Source organism: Sphingomonas sp. PP-F2F-A104-K0414, assembly GCF_004340945.1.
Taxonomy (GTDB): domain Bacteria; phylum Pseudomonadota; class Alphaproteobacteria; order Sphingomonadales; family Sphingomonadaceae; genus Sphingomonas.
This window is the reverse complement of sequence record NZ_SLYD01000005.1, coordinates 14,336-31,012: the sequence shown is the minus strand read 5'-3', so window position 1 is coordinate 31,012 and position 16,677 is coordinate 14,336. Positions and strand designations below refer to the sequence as shown.

Genomic DNA, 16,677 nt, shown 5'->3' with positions numbered 1-16,677 from the left:
TCGGGTTTCTAGTTGTGGACGTTGGAAAGATTCTGATTGGGCTGGGCACTCAGCCTCGGCCCGGTGGACTCGCGCACGATCACGATCGGTACGCGCTGCTCGACACCGCCATCGTCGTCGCCCGCGATCGCCTTCACGAGCCGGGCGACCGCGCTGGCGCCGAAGCTGGCGATGTCGATGCTCGCCGAGGTGAGCGACGGCGAGATGAGCCGGGTCAGCGGAACATCGTCGAATCCGGCAATCGCAATCTGGTCGGGGACGACGATGCCGGCACGCTTGAGCGTCATCATCGCGCCGATCGCCATCATGTCGTTGGCGGCGAAGATCGCGTCGATATCGGCGCCCTCCTCGACCAACGTCGCGGCGGCAGCGGCGCCCGATGGCTCCTTGAAGTCGCCGGCCAGCACGCGGAGCGGAAGCCCGGCGCGCGCGCACGCCTCCTGCGCGCCGCGCAGTCGTTCGTCGGCATCGATGTTGCCCGCTGGCCCTGAGATATGGACCAGCCGCCGACGGCCGGTCGCGATCAAATGCTCGACCAGCGCCGACGCGCCCGCGACATTGTCGATCCGCAATTCGGTGCGTCCCGAGTGTCCCGGCGCACAATTCACCAGCACGGCGGGCATGCCGCGGGGCAGGTGCGCGAGCAGTTCGTCCGCCGACACCTGCGGCGCCATCACCACCAGCCCGTCGACCCGGCCGCGCATCGCGTGCAACGCCGCGACGCCGCGCTGCGCATCGCCGTGCATCACCATCATCATGCAATACAGGCCGCGCTCGGACGCCTCGCGGTCCATGCCGCGCAACAGTTCGGAGAAGAATTCGCCGTGCAGGTCGGGGACGACGACGCCGATCATCCCCGACTTCGCCGAGCTCAGGTGGCGTGCCGCCGCGTGGGGGACATAACCGAGCCGCAACGCGACGCTCTCGATGTGCTCGCGTACTTCGGGGCGCACGTTGCTGTGCCCGTTCAGCGCGCGCGACACGGTCGCCACCGACACCGCGGCTTCGCGGGCGATATCACGGACAGTGGCGTGCGGCATGAAGCGTCAGGATCCCCTCTGGCACCGATCTTCCGTTTTGCGATCGGCATCTTGTTCTTGATGTAACCGGTTACATGATCCAGAAGCAGGGATCAAGAACCTTGCGACGATCGTCTTTCCGGTGTGTGCCGGCGCGATCGCTAGAGGCATGGACAGGGGTGAGCGGATGACGGTGGCAACAAATTCACGGGCGAATTCAACGGCGATTTCACGGCGGGCGATGATGATGGGCGCCGCCGCGGTGACGGCCTGGGCGGCGAGTCCCGCACGCGCGCTGCTCCAGCAGGCGAGGGGCGGTACGGCGGCCTTGCCCGCATCGGTCGAGGCGCTGATCGGCCGGATGACGGCGGTGGAAAAAGCCGGCCAGCTGACGCTGATGGCGGCGGCCTGGGCTGGCGGCGCAGCAACATCGCTCAACCCGGCCGGCGGGACCGCCAGTTTCGATAGTCAACTTGCCGATGTTCGGGCGGGGCGGCTTGGTGGTGTGTTCAATGGCAACGGCGCAGTGATGGCGCAGCGGATGCAGACCGCTGCCATGCGCGAGTCGCGGCTGAAAATCCCGTTGCTGTTCGCGGCGGACGTCATCCATGGGCTGCGGACCGTGTTCCCGGTGCCGCTGGCCGAGGCCGCGAGTTTCGATCCGGAACTGGCCCGGCGGACCGCGCGCGCGGCCGGGGCCGAGGCTGCTGCGTCGGGGATCGACTGGACCTTCGCGCCGATGGTCGACATCGCCCATGACGCGCGCTGGGGTCGCGGCGTCGAGGGTGCGGGCGAGGACGTCCTGCTCGGCCGGATGATGGCTGCCGCCCGAGTGCGCGGGTTCCAGGGCGAACGCGGTCTAGCGGCGCCCGATGCAGTCGCGTCGTGCGCGAAGCATTTTGCCGCCTATGGCGCGGCCGAGGCGGGGCTCGACTACAACTCGGTCGACATCTCCGAACGCACCCTCCGCGAAACGTATTTCCCGCCGTTCCAGTCGGCCTTTGCGGCGGGGGCGCCGACTGTCATGGCGTCGTTCAACGAGATCAACGGCGTCCCCGCCACTGCCAACCCCTGGCTGCTCACCGACGTGCTGCGGCGCGAATGGGGGTTCGGCGGCCTCGTCGTCTCGGACTATACCGGCGACGAGGAGCTGATCGCGCACGGCTTTGCCGCGGATGCGCGTGAAGCGACCAAGCTCGCCTTCATGGCCGGCGTCGACATGAGCATGCAGAGCGGGTTCTACCTCAAGCACCTTCCCGATCTGGTCGCGTCCGGCGATGTGCCGATAGCGCGGCTCGACGAGGCCGTCCGCCGCGTGCTCGCGCTGAAGGTGCAGCTCGGACTGTTCGACGACCCGTTCCGCCGGATCGATCCGCGCCGCGAGAAGACCCGGATCCGCACGCGCGAGAGCCTCGCGCTCGCCCGCGAGGCCGGTGCGAAGTCGATCGTCATGCTCAAGAACGACGGCGGTCTCCTGCCGCTGCCGAGGCAAGGCAAGCGGATCGCGCTGATCGGTCCGTTCGCGGCAGGCCAGCACGACCTGATCGGCCCGTGGAACGTCTACGGCACCGATGCCGAAGCGGTCGACCTCGCAACTGGCGTCCGCGCAACGGTTGCCGATCCGTCGCTCGTCAGCATCGCGCTCGGTTCGGGTGTCGACGATCCACTGGCTGGCGGCATCCCCGCCGCCGTCGCTGCCGCGCAAGCCGCCGATATCGTCGTGCTCGCGATCGGCGAGAGCCAGCGCATGTCGGGCGAGGCACAGTCGCGCGTCGACATCGTCATTCCGGCCGCGCAGATGGCGCTGGTCGACGCGGTCGCGGCAACCGGCAAGCCGATCGTCGTTCTACTCCGCAACGGCCGCGCATTGGCGCTCGGCGGTGCCGTGCTCGACGCCCCCGCGATCCTCGTCACCTGGTTCCTCGGCTCGCAGGACGGTCCAGCGATCGCCGACGTTCTGTTCGGCAAGACCGGGCCGTCCGCGCGCCTCCCGGTCTCATTCCCGCACGCGACGGGCCAGGAGCCCTATCATTACGATCACAAGAGCACCGGTCGTCCAAACCCGCCGGGGCCGTTGACGGAATACAAGGCGCATTACCGCGAGTTCGCCAACGACGCGTTGTTCGCGTTCGGCCACGGCCTGACCTATGGCACGATCGGCTATGCCGGCCTCGACCTCGGTACAGCGCAGATGGCGAGTGGCGGTGCGCTGACCGTGCGCGCGACGATCACCAACACCGGCACGCGGGCTGCCGAGGAAACGGTGCAGCTCTACATCCGCGACGTAGCCGCCAGCGTCACGCGCCCGGTCCGCGAGCTGAAGGCGTTCCGTAAGGTCATGTTGAAGCCCGGCGAGAGCCAGGTCGTGGCGTTCACCCTGCGCAAGGCCGACCTGCTGTTCGTCGGACGAGACCTGAAACCGACCGTCGAGCCAGGCCGGTTCCAGATATGGGTCGCCCCTTCGGCGCAGGCCGAGGGCGTCTCCGGCGAGTTCACGCTCGCCTGACCTGCAACAGCGTATCGCGGCGAAGCGGGATGGCGATCACCGCCACCAGCATCGCCGCGATCAGCAAGGCGGGGCCCGCTAGCATCAGCCACCGGATCGCGTACAAGCTGTCCGAGCCTTGCGCCGCACCGGCCACGAACCCGTTCGCCTGATAGACCGCACCGATCGCGAATCCCGTGCCCGCGAGCGCGATCTTCTGCACCAGCGCGAAGCTGCCGAACGCCAGCGCCTCGACGCGTTTGCCGCTCTGCGCTTCGCCCCAGTCGACCGCATCGGGCAACAGCGTCCACGCCGCCACCGAGACGCCGACGAACGCTGCCTGCATCGCCAGCAGGAACGCTGCCGTCGCGGTGGTGCCGGGGCTTGCGATCAGCGCGAACCCGGCGGGCAACAGAAGCGCGAACACTCCAGCAACGATCCAGGCGGTCCGCGCACCCCGGGCTCTCGCGACCGCCGTCCAGAGGGGCACCGCCACCAGGCTGCCGAGCGCCATGCCGGCCAGCGCGTGCGGGCCACCAGGCGCGTCGTGGAGCACATAGCGAAAGAAATAGAGCACCGATTGGCTGGTCAGCGCGGTCGCGGCACCGCCCGCTGCCGCTGCGATGTTGAGCGCGACGAACGCGCGATTGCGAACCAGTGCGCCAAGCCCGGACAGGATCCGGGGATGGTCGGATGTCGAAACGGGCGGTGTCGGTTCGGGAACGCGCCATGCGATGACGATCAGCACCGGCACGCCCAGCATTGCGAGCAGCGCGGTCGCGGCGGCGTGGGTGCCGGTACCTCGGACCAGCCAGGGCAGGGCCAAGGCGACCAAAACGCCTGCCGCTGCGCCGAACCCCATCCGCAGACCTGCCACCAACGAGCGCTCCCGGCTGGTCGGCGCGACCCGCGTCGTCCACGCGGCATAGGGTATGTTGGTGAAGGCATAGAGCGTGCGGAACACGACCTGTGTCGCCAGCGCCCAGGCGGCTGCACCAGCCGGGACCGCGAACATCGCTACGAATGCCAGACCGAGCGGCAGCGCACCCCATCCCACTAGCCGACGATAGGAAAGCCGCATCCGCTCCGCTGCCGCGCCGGCGGCGAAATCCGCGATCCCGTCCCAGATCGCGCCGATCATGAAAACGATACCCGCGGTCGCCGGCGGCAACGCCAGCACGTCGATATAGTAGAATAGCAGATATAGACTGATCGCCTGCCAGTAGAGATTGAACGCGAAGTCCCCGGCACTGAACAATACCAGCGTGCCGCGCACGGACGACGATTTACGACGTCGGATCATAGGGTCACGCGGTAGAAACGGCATTTCACGTAGGATCGCACGCAGTTGGACCGGCGGCGTCGGCCTAGGAGAATAACAACCGGGGCAACGCAATCTGCGAGTATCGCGAGGGGCGGTGGGGGAAGCGACATCATGGCGCGTCTTCGCGGCTCGTTCGCCTTGGCGCAACGGCTGACCGCGTCACTAAAGACTGGCGTCGCAAAACACTGCCCTGTAAACAAAGGCATGCAGGCATATTCCGCGTTGAAACTTCTCGTCGTAGCGCTGGGTGCTCTGCCGTCGATCGCCACCGCGGGTGGGCCGGTGCTCGCGGCCGGACGATGGGATGTCACGTCCACCGTGGCCGACATCGCCATACCCGGAGCGCCGGGCTTCATCTTGCGGATGATGCGCGGCAAGTCGAAAGCCGAGCATAAGCGACTACCGCCGGCGCAAGGCGTCGAGGCGTTGTTGGTCCCCGATCCAAAGGCGGGATGCAGGGTCGATAGTCAGCGTATTGCGGATGGCCGCTATGCACAGGCGCTCACCTGTCCACAGAAGCGCGGCGAGCCGATGCAGATTGTGCGCGCCGGCACGTATGACAGCAATGGCTTTGTCGGGCAGGCGACGGTCACGGGTACGACCCCCAAGGGTGCGATGCGGATCGTGCTGAACCAGCGCGCGGCGCGGATCGGCAACTAGGCTCAAACGCGACATTTTCGGCCGGATGGATCATCCCGCGATCGGTCCTGTATCAAGTTCAAAGTAGAGTTCTTCCGCAGCAACATCGCTGTTAGTGCAGAAGGACGTCGCAATGAGCCTCGAATACTCCCCGATCGTGTCGGCCGACCCGGATGAATCGTCTTATCAAGCCATCGAAACGCGGCCAACACCCGCGCCACGCCGACTTTTCGAGGCCGCCGATCTGGAAACGCAATTCGACCCCGCGAGCAATACCCTGTGGACCTATATGCGGCAGCGCAGCCGGCCCAGTTTCAATCCGGGGCTGCTGGCCGAATTCCGGCAATGGCAGGATGATATCCGCAGCGCGCAGTCATCCGGTGCGATGCCGATCCGCTATGTCGTACTCGGATCGCGTTTTCCCGGCGTCTTCTCGCTGGGTGGCGATCTCGACCTGTTCGCGGCACACATCCGCAACGGCGACCGCGGCGCACTGGTCCGGTACGGTCGGGCCTGTGTCGAAATCCTGCATCGCAACATGCGGAGCCTGGACCTGCCGATCATCACGATTGGCTTGGTCGAAGGCGATGCGCTGGGTGGCGGTTTCGAAGCCCTGTTGTCGTTCAACGTCGTCATCGCCGAGCGCGGCACGCAGTTCGGGCTGCCGGAAACCAATTTCGGTTTGTTTCCCGGGATGGGCGCGCACTGCTTCCTGTCGCGCAGGCTTGGTGCCGCACGCGCGGAGCATATGATCCTTAGCGGGCGGTCCTACAGTGCCGAAGAGCTGTACGAGCTCGGTATCGTCCATGCTCTGGCGGACCCCGGCAAGGGACGCGCCGAAGTCGAGAGCTATATCCGCCAGAACCGACGTCGTCACAGCGGACATTGCGCGATTTACGAGGCCTCGCGCTCGGTCAATCCATTGCCCCTGGCTGAACTGGAAACGGTCGTCGACCTTTGGGCGGATGCGGCGTTGCGGCTCAGCGATGCGGATCTGAAATTGATGCGCCGGTTGGTCGGCGCACAAACCAGATTGCTGGAGAAGGCGGCGGCATGATCGCCGCGTTCATGATCGACCCTGTGCCTTGATGTGTTCACCGGCGAGCATGGTCGCGACCATGCTCGCCGGCATTGGCCGCGCCAGCAGGAAACCCTGCACCGCATCGCAGCGAGTCCGGCGCAACTGATCCAATTGGGCCTGCGTCTCGATCCCTTCGGCGACCGTCCGCATCCCGAGCTTCGCCGCCAGGTCGATCACGGTCTGGACGATCGCGACCGATGCCGGGCTTTGCTCGAGATCGGCAATGAACGATCGATCGATCTTCAACGTCTGGAAGGGAAATTTCGTCAGGTAGCTGAGCGAGGAATAGCCGGTGCCGAAGTCGTCGAGCGTCGTGCGAACATGGAGGCGGTTGATCGCGTCGAGTGCGGCCAACGACGCTTCGATGTCGTCGAGCAGGACCGACTCGGTGACTTCGAGTTCGAGCCGTTCCGCGGCGAGGTTGCTCGAGGCCAATGCACTCATGATGACCATCGGCAAATTGGCCGATCGCAACTGGATCGGCGACAGATTGACGGCGATCTTGACCTCGACCGGCCATGCGCTCGCGGTACGACATGCCTCGCGGATGACCCAACTGCCGATCGGCACGATCAGGCCATTGTCTTCGGCGATGGGAATGAACTCGGCCGGCGAGATTGGACCGTGACGGCGATTGGTCCAGCGCAGGAGCGTTTCGCAAGACAGCACGCGTTGTCCCGCGAGATCGAATATCGGCTGGAACATCAAGTGGAACTCGCCGCGTTCCAACGCACCCTGCATTTCACTGGCGAGATCGCGGCTACGCTCGATCTTTTCATCCATCAACGGTTCGTAGAAACACATCTGTCCACGCCCGCTGTCCTTGGCACGATAGAGAGCGAGATCGGCATTCTTCAACAGCGTATCCGCGTCGGTTCCGTCGACGGGTGCGATCGCGATGCCCAGCGATGCACCGACATGCAGCAGGCGCCCGTCATGGTGAACCGCCTGCTCGACCAACTCGATGATCGTCCGGCCGATCGTCGTCGCGGCAGTCCGGTTCTCAACCTCGCAAACGACTGCGAACTCGTCACCGCCCAATCTCGCGACGATCCCGGTGCTGCCAAACGCATCGTTCAGCCGGTGCGCGACCCCTGCAAGCAGCGCATTGCCCGCAAGATGTCCGAACGAGTCGTTGATCTCCTTGAAGCGATCGAGGTCGATCCAGTGGATCGTCAGCCATCGGTCCGCGCCGGAAAGTGCCCGCAACCGCGCCTCGAATTGTTCCCTGAACGCCGTTCGATTGGCGACCCCAGTGAGATCGTCACGACGCGCAACCGCGGCATGATACTCGGCCAGCGCGGCTTTTTCGCGAGAGACGGTGGTCGCCTTCAGGATCACGCCGTACGTCTGGAGCGTGATGTCCATCATCGCGACGACGAACAGCATGATCACGACCGCGAGCGCGACCTTCAGCGGATCGAACGAGACGATCAGACCTACCGCAAGCGGCAGGGACGCGAAGCATAGCTGGGACAGGGCAATCCAGGGGCGGCCGGCGTTACGTCCTGCGATTCCGGCCGCGTATCCGATCGTCGTCGTAACCGCGAGCAATTGCAGAACGGCGTCGTGCGTATTCACAAGCGTCAAAAGCCCGAACACGCCAAGCAAGCCCGAATAACACAACGCACCGAACCGGTAGAGCATCTCCTGGCGGTCGGTCTGCATCCCCGCCAGCACGCCCTTCCGTTTGGATCGCGGCCATATCCCGATCGCGTCGAACACCCTTACGCCGGCGACGAACGCAATCGCCACGGCGCACAGGATCATCGATCGGTTGCCGCTGACGAGCGCGACGATGGTCATGACGCCGCTCGATGTCAGCGCACCGATCACGAGCGACTGCGGGGACGCATAAAGCGATCCCACAAGGGTCTCGCGCACCGAGGCGGCGATCGCATGGTCGGAGTGCCTGAGCTGTCTCAGGCGTGATATCAGGCCGCTCATCCACGCTGCCATGAACGGCATAAGTGTAAAAGCAACGAACAAAACCCTTCAAGTCGGCCAAACTGCCAGATATTTTCGATCGAGCGCCTTCAGGGTTCATGAACGCGCCCGCGGTTAGCAAACGGCCAAGGTGGATCTTACCAATCCAATTTGCGCAGGCGCCAAGTGAAGGCGATCCGGCATCGAGAGCGCCAGCGGCCTGCCGGTTCACCTCGCCGCTAGCGGTCGGTCTCGGTGACAAAATCGAGCGCATCGGCGGGCCCCACTTTCTGCTCGCCGGAGAACAGCTGATCGAGCCGCGCATCGATCTCGCTGCGGTGATCGCGCGAGGCGAGACGGCGATAGGGTCCGATTGCGAGTTCGTCGCCGATCGCTGCCTTGATCCGCGTAAGTGCGGCTTCGGTCAGCACGTCGGCCTGCCTGAGTTCGATGCACAATTGGATCAAGCCGACCGCGGTCGCCTGCGCGCGCAAGCCGACGTTCGTCACGTCGTGATGCAGCCGTTTCTGCTTCTCGTAGGTGTTCGTCACTGCCGTCTCCCTGAGGGTAGCTGAGTGGATCTTCTACGACGGATCGTATCGGTCTCGACCAACGCCGCGCAACATCCTGATTATCATACGCATTCGATCAAGAGCGCAATGCCCTGACCGACGCCGATGCACATCAATGCCATCGCATAACGGCCGCCGGTGCGGTGCAGCTCCTCAACCGCGCTCATCGTGATCCGCGCGCCCGACATGCCGAGCGGGTGGCCGAGCGCGATCGCGCCGCCGTTGCGGCTTACGCGGGGGTCGTCCAACGGATCGATATCGAGGTCGCGCAGCGTCGCGATCGCCTGGCTGGCGAACGCTTCGTTAAGTTCGATCATGTCGAGCGTGATGCCGCCGATCCGCATCAGCTTGCGCGCCGAGGTCGCGATTATACAGGTTGTTCACGGTGGTCGGCGTATTGCGGTAATACATCGCACCGGTCTGCCCTCTGAACTTTGAGTCGTTCGGCGTGCTGTGGATCCGCAACTCATGCGTGACGAACTTGTCGTCGGGCGTCAGGATGGTCTGGTCGGCGTTGAACACCGTACCGCGCGCCACGATCGTCGCGTTCTGATACCAAGTGCGGACCGCGGGGATGTAGGTGATTTCGACCGGCCCGAGGTCGAGTTTGAAGTTCCCAATATTGACGGAAATGGTTCTTGCCGGTGCCGCTGCCCTGCGACGTCGCGACCGTCGCGGCGGCGCCGCCGACCACGCGGGGAACGTCTTCGAGGATGTTCTTAAGTTCGTAGCGAACCTGGCGAAGCATCTCCGCGCTCGGACGCACGGTGATCGCCGCCGCGGTCTTCTGCGCGGTGTTGAACCGGCTCTCCGCCGTGACGATGATGTCCTGCAATGCGGAGGCGTCGACGGGCGCCTGACCGGGTGTCGATGGAGGCACTGCCTGAGCGGGGCTTGCCGAGGCGAAAGCCGCTTCGTCCTGCGGGTTCGCCGTGGACGGCGGGGCAGGGGGGACACCGTCCTGCGCCATAGCCGGCGTGGCAGCGGCCATACACACCAGCAGCGACGTCGACAGAAGTAATTTGAACTTATACATTACGTTCCTCCCCAACTGCCCAATTTTACTTGGGTCGGTTACCTGGTCTTGCAATTGGCTTGGCCGAGCTCTTGATGGCTTGCAGATCAAAAATTCTTCGCAGTATCAGATCGATTTCGCGATGCTCGCAGCCCCGCTATTCGTGTTGTTTTCGCGAATAAAAGGGCGGACGCCGCTCTTGATAGTGGGTGTTACCAGGCTTCCAAAAGCCAGCTAGGTGTCTGAATTGTCGTTGCCAGGGCGGCGAGAGGCATACTGCGAAATCTACACGGGGGCCGAACGGTCCATCGAACTGAGGCGCTGTCGTCGAAAGGCGGTTGAAAATACCCGATCATCGCCAGCGCGACCCAAGCACATTTTCACGGAGCGGCGCTTTAATAAGCTAGCGGCGCGAACGATCAACTGCGGGTCATCATAGTTGTGACGCCGATGAGCGGGAAAGCGCGATGGCCTCTTTACCCTATCCGAACTCGTCTATCCCGCTATGTTTTTTTAACGGTCGGCGATTTTTACTCATGGGCTCGGGCTAGCGTGGCCTTCGCCAATGTGAAAATCTAACCGAATTGCCCGGCTTAGGGCGTCGTACTCGTTGTGGCCCGTCGCGCATGAGCGCTTCCGCATCGGGATCATCGCTCGAGTTCAATGACCACGATTCCAAGCGCTCGTTATCGAAGACGAAGCCTGCCCGATCATCGAGCCGGAAGGTGACGAAATCGGTCCAGTGCTGACCGCACGCGACACCGTTCTCGACGGTAAAGAAGCGACCCTTGATAGAGATCGAACCGTTACTGTCCAAAAACGGATCGCATTGCCCGCCCCGATCCGCCCTGAGGATCACAAAATCATTCCGACCGACTAGGATAAACCGTTCGCCGTGCCGCTCGAAAATGAGAAGGGGCCGCGCGTGTGCGTTCCCCCGTAGTGAGCGGAAATTCTCCCCGATGCGTCCGAGCGCGACGAGCTCGAAAATGCGTGAAGGCCGCGTGACGGACATGGTCACGCTGGAGAGACGTTCGTATCCCGGGGGCAACTGTCGAGCGATGCCAGACGGTATCGAACCAGCTGGAGCCGGTAGCGCCACGAACGCGGTCGTCGGTGCTGCCAAGGCTAGAAGAACAAGCAGAATCCTTGTCATTTCAGCAGACTGCGCAATCGCCCGGATTTTGGCAATGCAGCGCAGCCGCGTGGATGTCTTGTCGTCTCGCGCGGAACGCAATGGAAGAATGGTCCGTCAAATGACGTCGACACGCGAACCGAGCCGTTCCGAATCGGCAACGTGCCAAGTCAACGTCCCCTGGATCGTCACATTCGGGAAGTCTTGGCTGCGGCCCTTCACGAACACCGCCATCGCGTACCCGTGAGCTCGAATGGCGTGCCTTATCAAGCCAGCGACTGCTGATCGAAGCGTGCTCGCGCGGTTTCGACCTTTAGCAAATTCTCTTCAGCTCAAAGCCACACCCCACAAAAGGCAGCGCCGAGCGTCTCGCCCAGCGGCGTGAGGCGATAGTCGACGCGCGGCGGAACCTGGGCATGCACCGTCCTGATGAGCAACCCATCGCGCTCCATGTGGCGTAATGTTTGGGTGAGCATCTTCTGGCTGATCCCCGCCACCCGGTGTGACAGTTGCGTAAATCGCTGCTCGCCATTCTCCTCAAGCGCCTCAAGGATCAGCATCGTCCATTTATCTGCAACCCGACCAGTCAACTGCGTGACGAGCGCTTCGACACGGGGATCGACCTCCGCGCAGAATGCTGCTTCCGGCATGACATTCGACGCAACGCAGGCCGCCGCGACGGGCTCCGACGCGACGGGCTCCGAAGCAACGGGCTCCGACGCAACGGGCTCCGACGCAACGGGCTCCGACGCAACGGGCGCGCTCGATGCAGACGCGCGTGCATCACTCTCCTTCGAGTAAGTATCGATCTTTTCGGTGCCTTCTTTCCAGGAGTTCGCGACCAATTACATGGACGTGTCACGGAAATACAGGAGCAACCACGATGAAGCGGACAGGCAACACCATTTTGATCACCGGCGGCGGATCGGGCATCGGTCAGGCGCTCGCGCACCGCTTTCACGACCTTGGCAACACGGTCATCATCGCCGGCCGCCGGCAGGACACGCTCGATCAGGCGATCGCGGGGCGGCCGAACATGCACGGCGTGACGGTCGACATCGACGACGCGACGGCAATTACTGCGTTTGCCGCATCGGTGATCGCGCGCTTTCCTGCATTGAATGTGTTGGTCAACAATGCCGGGATCATGCGGACCGAGACGCTGGACGTCGCGCGCGATCTGTCGGATGCGGAGGCGACGATTACCACCAATCTGCTCGGGCCGATCCGGCTGACCAATGCGCTGGTGGATCATCTCCTCTCAAGAGGCGATGCGACGATCGTCAACGTCACGTCAGGGCTGAGCTTCGTTCCCCTGATTACCACGCCGACCTATTCGGCGACCAAGGCGGCATTGCATTCCTACACGATGTCGTTGCGTGCAGCGCTGAATGGCAAGGTCGAAGTCGTCGAACTCGCGCCACCGGCAGTGCAAACGGAACTGACGCCGGGCCAGTCGACCCGCGACGGCTATCAGCCGCTGGAGGCGTTCGCGGATGTAGTGCTCGCGCTGTTCGAAGCGCAGCCGACACCGGCGGAGGTGCTGGTCAAGCGCGTCCACGCGCTGCGGTTCGCGGAGCGCGACGGGCGACTGGATGAGATGCTGGCCGCCTTGAACGGGCATGCGGGGTGACTGCCAGATGGAAGGCTGAACGTTTGCAAGACGTCGACACAATGAGCTTTGAGGGAATGGAATGAACGATATCGAAATGAGCCATCTGCGGCGGTGCGTCGAGCTGGCGACCGAAGCCGTTGACGCGGGCGACCAGCCGTTCGGCTCGATCCTTGTGTCGCGCGACGGCGAGGTGCTGTTCGAGGACCGAAACCGAACCGGCGGCGGTGATCCGACGCGTCATCCCGAGTTCGCGATCGCGCGTTGGGCCGCCGAGCATTTGTCGCCGGAGGAGCGGCGACAGGCTGTCGTCTATACCTCGGGCGAGCATTGCGCGATGTGCGCGGCGGCGCATGGGCTCGTGGGGATGGGAAGGATCGTCTACGCGACGTCGACGATCCAGCTGAATGAATGGCTGCGCGAATTCGGCAAGCCATCGCTCGGCATCGTGCCGCTGCGGATCACCGACGTCGTCCCCGATGCGGTCGTCACCGGCCCGGTGCCAGCGTTCGCCGACGAGGTCCGTACGCTCCACGCACGTGCGGGCAACTGACCCGAGATCGCTGATCGCGTGCGAAAAGGGGGACCGAGAGTGACGATCGGGTATTCGAACATTCACGTTACGGAAGCGGCTGGTACCTTACGGCTCTGGTAAGCCACGCATGGCCGAGCGACTTCGGTTCGGGCCCTTGCGCATAGCCCCACAACGGCGCACTTCGCCGACGCAGAGTAGAGATAGCGGAGAGCCAGAATGACCGAGACCGCCGAATACACGCCGCCCAAGGTCTGGACCTGGGACAAGCAGAGCGGAGGCCGGTTCGCCAGCATCAACCGCCCGATCGCCGGCGCCACGCATGACAAGGACCTGCCCGTCGGCAAGCACCCGCTCCAGCTCTATTCGCTGGCAACGCCCAACGGCGTCAAGGTGACGGTGATGCTCGAGGAACTGCTTGCCGCGGGTCATACCGGTGCCGAATACGACGCCTGGCTGATCAAGATCATGGATGGCGACCAGTTCGGCAGCGGCTTCGTGGCGGCCAATCCCAACTCGAAAATCCCCGCTTTGGTCGATCGCAGCGGCGCGGAGCCGATCCGCGTGTTCGAATCCGGATCGATCCTTCTCTATCTTGCCGAGAAGTTCGGCGCGTTCCTCCCGACCGATGTCGCCAAGCGCGCCGAGGTGCTGTCGTGGCTGTTCTGGCAGATGGGGGCGGGGCCGATGCTGGGCGGCGGTTTCGGGCATTTCTACGCCTATGCTCCCGTGAAGATCGAATATGCGATCGCCCGTTTCGCGATGGAGGTTAAGCGCCAGCTCGACGTGCTGGACCGGCGGCTGGCCGAGAGCGAATATGTCGGTGGCGACCACTATTCGATCGCAGACATGGCGGTGTGGCCCTGGTACGGCGCGCTGGTGACGGGCCAGGTGTATGACGCCGCCGAGTTCCTTCAAGTAAGCGATTATAAGAACGTCCTGCGCTGGACCGACCTGATCGGCGCGCGACCGGCGGTCCAGCGCGGCCGGATGGTCAACCGCGTGATGGGCGATCCTGCCAGCCAGCTCCACGAACGCCACGATGCCGGCGACTTCTACACACGGACACAGGATAAGCTGGACGGGGCCGTGGCGTAAATTCAGGTGCGGTGACGTAGTGCGCGGGCGGGCGCGACGTCACCCGCCGGGGCGGTAGCTGCGCTCGACGTGGCCCTTGAGGTCGTCGGGATAGAAATAGACCGGGCGCAGTCTGCCCTCCGCATAGCGCTGCGTCTGATCGGCAAAGTGCGGTGATGCCGGATCGCCGCTCTGGCCGCCGGCCATGACCGCCATCGCCTTCACGCGCGGGCCGAACTCGACGACCGCGACGAAGCTGTTGCCGCTGGTGCCGTAATAACGCTTCGTGCCGGGCCAAGGCTTGGCGCCGAACGACGCCAGGCTGCCCCATTGCGCCGAGGTGAACGGCACCGGGATCGAGGCGCGCGCGTCGTCGAAATGCGGCTGGATCGCGTCGTCGAGCCGTTGGAAACGGTTGATCGGCTGCCACGGCGTGCGCCAGTCGCCGAAGTCGCGCGTCAGGCAGTCGACCGCGGCGGACAGCGCGGTAAGCTTGGCCTCGGGCGACACGCGCGCGTCGATGTAGTCGGGCACGTTCAATCGCTCTGCCTGCGCGAAGCTGCCGACCTCGCGCCACAACTGGTCGCCCCAGAACACCGCCAGGCTGGTCGCGACCGAGTCGTAGCTCCAGCGGTGATCCCATTTCTTCAACAGCGCGATCGGCGCCGCGAGCGACGCCCGCTGTGGGTCGCGCGCAGGCAGCGCGTCCCAGGCCTCGACCAGTCCGGGCAGCAATCGCGCAAAGGCGGGCAGATAGGCATCGAAGGCAGCCGCACGGAGCGTGTCGGGGGTCCAGCCGCGTTTGCCGGTCAGCAACAGGTCGGCATGGACGCCGCGCGCATTGCCGCCAACCTGATCCATGTACTTCGGATAGTCCGCCGCCTTGGGGCTGTCCGGACCCGCCGCGCTCCAGGGCCAATCATTGGTGTTGTGCGCCCAGCCGGTCCGCGGGTTTGCGACGCTCGGCAGGCTGTCGAGCGTGTGGAGCCCATGCCAGTCGGTCGCGGGATCGCTGCCGTCGACCGGCCGCGTATAGTCGAAACGGTCGCTGCGGATCGGCATGAACTGCGGCATTAGGAACGCGATCTCGCCCTTGTCGTCGGCGAACAGCGTGTCGTTCGACGAATTCGCCTTCCGCTCGGCGACCGCGATGTAGCTGGCGAGATCGGTCGCCTTGGTCCGCAGATAGCTTTGTTCGAGCGCGGGGACGGGTTTCCACATCAGCGCGGTCGCGATCCAGCTCCCGGCCTTGATCGCGACGATCGGCCCGTGATGCGTGGCGTAGGTGGTGAAGCGGCGCTCGCCCATCGTACCGTCGGCGCGGCGATAACGCACCGACACGGAACGCGTGGTGACCGGGCGGACGTCGCTGCCGTAGCGATAGGCATAGCGATTGCCGGTCCGCGCGATCCGTTCGGCGAACTCGTCGATATTATCGACTGTCGCGGAGGTGTGCATCCAGCCGGCCTTGGCGTTGAAGCCCTGATACACGAAGAACTGCCCCCAGGTGCTGGCGCCATACGCGTTCAGCCCTTCGTCGCTCGTCATCTGTGCCTCGGAGCGGAAATAGAAGCTGGTGTGCGGGTTGATCAGCAGCAGCGCGCGGCCGTTCTTGGTGAGGCGGGGTGCGATCGCGATACCGTTAGACCCCGACGGCTCTCGCGGTACCATGCCGCGTTCCTCCGGCGAGGGCGGGGTGGGCTTGCCGTAGAACGTCTTCAGATCACTGAGCGAGATCCGCTCGATATCCCCGCCGATGCTGCCTTCGGTGAAGCTGAGCGCCATCCATGGTTCGAACCGGGTGAGGACCTTCGGCCTGGCCTGCGGATGCGTCGCCAGATAATAGTTCAGCCCGTCCGCCCAGCCCTGCATCAGTGCCCGCAACCAGGTCGGGCTGGCGGCATATTGGTGCTTCAGGTCCGCGGGATCAACGAACAGCCGCTGGCGAAGATCGGCCCAGACCGCGTCCTCGCCGTCTGCTTCGGCGCTACGCCCGAGCGCGGTCAGGTAATTCGCCTCGATCCGCGCGAAATCGTCCTCGGCCTGTGCGTAGATCAGCCCGAACACCGCATCCGCGTCGGATCGGCTACGGATATGCGGGATCCCCCAGTCGTCGCGCGTGATCGTGACGCGCGCGGCCTGCACCTGCCACCGCGCTATGTCGGTTGGTGGCGGACTGGGCGCAGCCGTCAGCAGGGCCAACAGGATCACCGGATTGCGCGCACGCCGAAGGAGCTTATCCATGGTGGCAGCGTAAGGC

At 64.4% G+C, this 16,677-nt stretch carries 15 protein-coding genes and 1 pseudogene; 7 read left to right on the top strand and 9 right to left on the bottom strand.

Annotation, left to right across the window (positions count from 1 at the left end):
* Positions 1 to 8: 8 nt before the first annotated feature.
* Positions 9 to 1,040, bottom strand: coding sequence for a LacI family DNA-binding transcriptional regulator (locus tag C8J46_RS12660; RefSeq protein ID WP_132739752.1), 1,032 nt, complete (start codon positions 1,038 to 1,040; stop codon positions 9 to 11).
* A 220-nt stretch (positions 1,041 to 1,260) separates the two neighbouring features.
* Between C8J46_RS12660 and C8J46_RS12655 the strand changes: the two genes are divergently transcribed.
* Positions 1,261 to 3,525 carry a glycoside hydrolase family 3 N-terminal domain-containing protein gene (locus C8J46_RS12655; RefSeq protein ID WP_132739749.1) on the top strand — a complete coding sequence of 755 codons (2,265 nt, stop codon included), beginning with the start codon at positions 1,261 to 1,263 and terminating at the stop codon, positions 3,523 to 3,525.
* Here C8J46_RS12655 and C8J46_RS12650 read toward each other — a convergent pair.
* A complete protein-coding gene (locus tag C8J46_RS12650) occupies positions 3,512 to 4,807 on the bottom strand; it encodes an MFS transporter (protein ID WP_132739747.1) in 1,296 nt (431 codons plus the stop codon). The genes C8J46_RS12655 and C8J46_RS12650 overlap by 14 nt on opposite strands.
* A gap of 225 nt (positions 4,808 to 5,032) precedes the next feature.
* On the opposite strand from C8J46_RS12650, the gene C8J46_RS12645 reads away from it, so the two are divergent.
* Entirely contained in the window at positions 5,033 to 5,488 is a 456-nt protein-coding gene (locus C8J46_RS12645) for a DUF3617 family protein (RefSeq protein ID WP_132739744.1), read from the top strand.
* 136 nt (positions 5,489 to 5,624) lie between these two features.
* Positions 5,625 to 6,524, top strand: coding sequence for a crotonase/enoyl-CoA hydratase family protein (locus C8J46_RS12640; protein ID WP_243643366.1), 900 nt, complete (start codon positions 5,625 to 5,627; stop codon positions 6,522 to 6,524).
* Between the two features lie 9 nt (positions 6,525 to 6,533).
* Here the strand turns inward: C8J46_RS12640 and C8J46_RS12635 are convergent, their stop codons facing one another.
* The 6 genes and pseudogenes from C8J46_RS12635 to C8J46_RS12605 form a co-directional block, all read right to left on the bottom strand.
* Positions 6,534 to 8,432, bottom strand: a complete 1,899-nt coding sequence (locus tag C8J46_RS12635; RefSeq protein WP_165886546.1) for an EAL domain-containing protein — start codon at positions 8,430 to 8,432, stop codon at positions 6,534 to 6,536.
* 281 nt (positions 8,433 to 8,713) lie between these two features.
* Positions 8,714 to 9,025 carry a hypothetical protein gene (locus tag C8J46_RS12630; protein ID WP_132739737.1) on the bottom strand — a complete coding sequence of 104 codons (312 nt, stop codon included), beginning with the start codon at positions 9,023 to 9,025 and terminating at the stop codon, positions 8,714 to 8,716.
* An 83-nt stretch (positions 9,026 to 9,108) separates the two neighbouring features.
* A pseudogene (locus C8J46_RS12625) lies at positions 9,109 to 9,405 on the bottom strand (acetyl-CoA C-acyltransferase); the annotation flags it as partial.
* Positions 9,406 to 9,512: 107 nt separating this feature from the next.
* Complete coding sequence (locus C8J46_RS12620; protein ID WP_132739732.1) at positions 9,513 to 10,082, bottom strand: hypothetical protein; 570 nt, start codon at positions 10,080 to 10,082, stop codon at positions 9,513 to 9,515.
* Between the two features lie 526 nt (positions 10,083 to 10,608).
* Positions 10,609 to 11,217, bottom strand: coding sequence for a hypothetical protein (locus tag C8J46_RS12615; protein ID WP_165886545.1), 609 nt, complete (start codon positions 11,215 to 11,217; stop codon positions 10,609 to 10,611).
* A 311-nt stretch (positions 11,218 to 11,528) separates the two neighbouring features.
* The gene (locus C8J46_RS12605; RefSeq protein WP_132739728.1) at positions 11,529 to 11,846 is read right to left on the bottom strand and encodes a helix-turn-helix domain-containing protein; all 318 of its coding nucleotides are present in this window, start codon (positions 11,844 to 11,846) and stop codon (positions 11,529 to 11,531) included.
* Between C8J46_RS12605 and C8J46_RS20850 the strand changes: the two genes are divergently transcribed.
* The 4 genes from C8J46_RS20850 (at position 11,845) to yghU (ending at position 14,438) form a co-directional block, all read left to right on the top strand.
* A complete protein-coding gene (locus C8J46_RS20850) occupies positions 11,845 to 11,997 on the top strand; it encodes a hypothetical protein (RefSeq protein ID WP_165886544.1) in 153 nt (50 codons plus the stop codon). The two genes, C8J46_RS12605 and C8J46_RS20850, sit on opposite strands and share 2 nt — an antisense overlap.
* 82 nt (positions 11,998 to 12,079) lie before the next feature.
* A complete protein-coding gene (locus tag C8J46_RS12600) occupies positions 12,080 to 12,829 on the top strand; it encodes an SDR family oxidoreductase (RefSeq protein ID WP_132739725.1) in 750 nt (249 codons plus the stop codon).
* Between the two features lie 61 nt (positions 12,830 to 12,890).
* On the top strand, positions 12,891 to 13,361 hold the full coding sequence (locus tag C8J46_RS12595; protein WP_132739722.1) for a nucleoside deaminase: 471 nt from the start codon (positions 12,891 to 12,893) through the stop codon (positions 13,359 to 13,361).
* Between the two features lie 198 nt (positions 13,362 to 13,559).
* Positions 13,560 to 14,438, top strand: coding sequence for a glutathione-dependent disulfide-bond oxidoreductase (yghU, locus tag C8J46_RS12590; RefSeq protein WP_132739719.1), 879 nt, complete (start codon positions 13,560 to 13,562; stop codon positions 14,436 to 14,438).
* A 39-nt stretch (positions 14,439 to 14,477) separates the two neighbouring features.
* Here yghU and C8J46_RS12585 read toward each other — a convergent pair whose 3' ends face one another.
* Complete coding sequence (locus C8J46_RS12585; protein WP_132739716.1) at positions 14,478 to 16,661, bottom strand: penicillin acylase family protein; 2,184 nt, start codon at positions 16,659 to 16,661, stop codon at positions 14,478 to 14,480.
* Between the last annotated feature and the right edge of the window lie 16 nt (positions 16,662 to 16,677).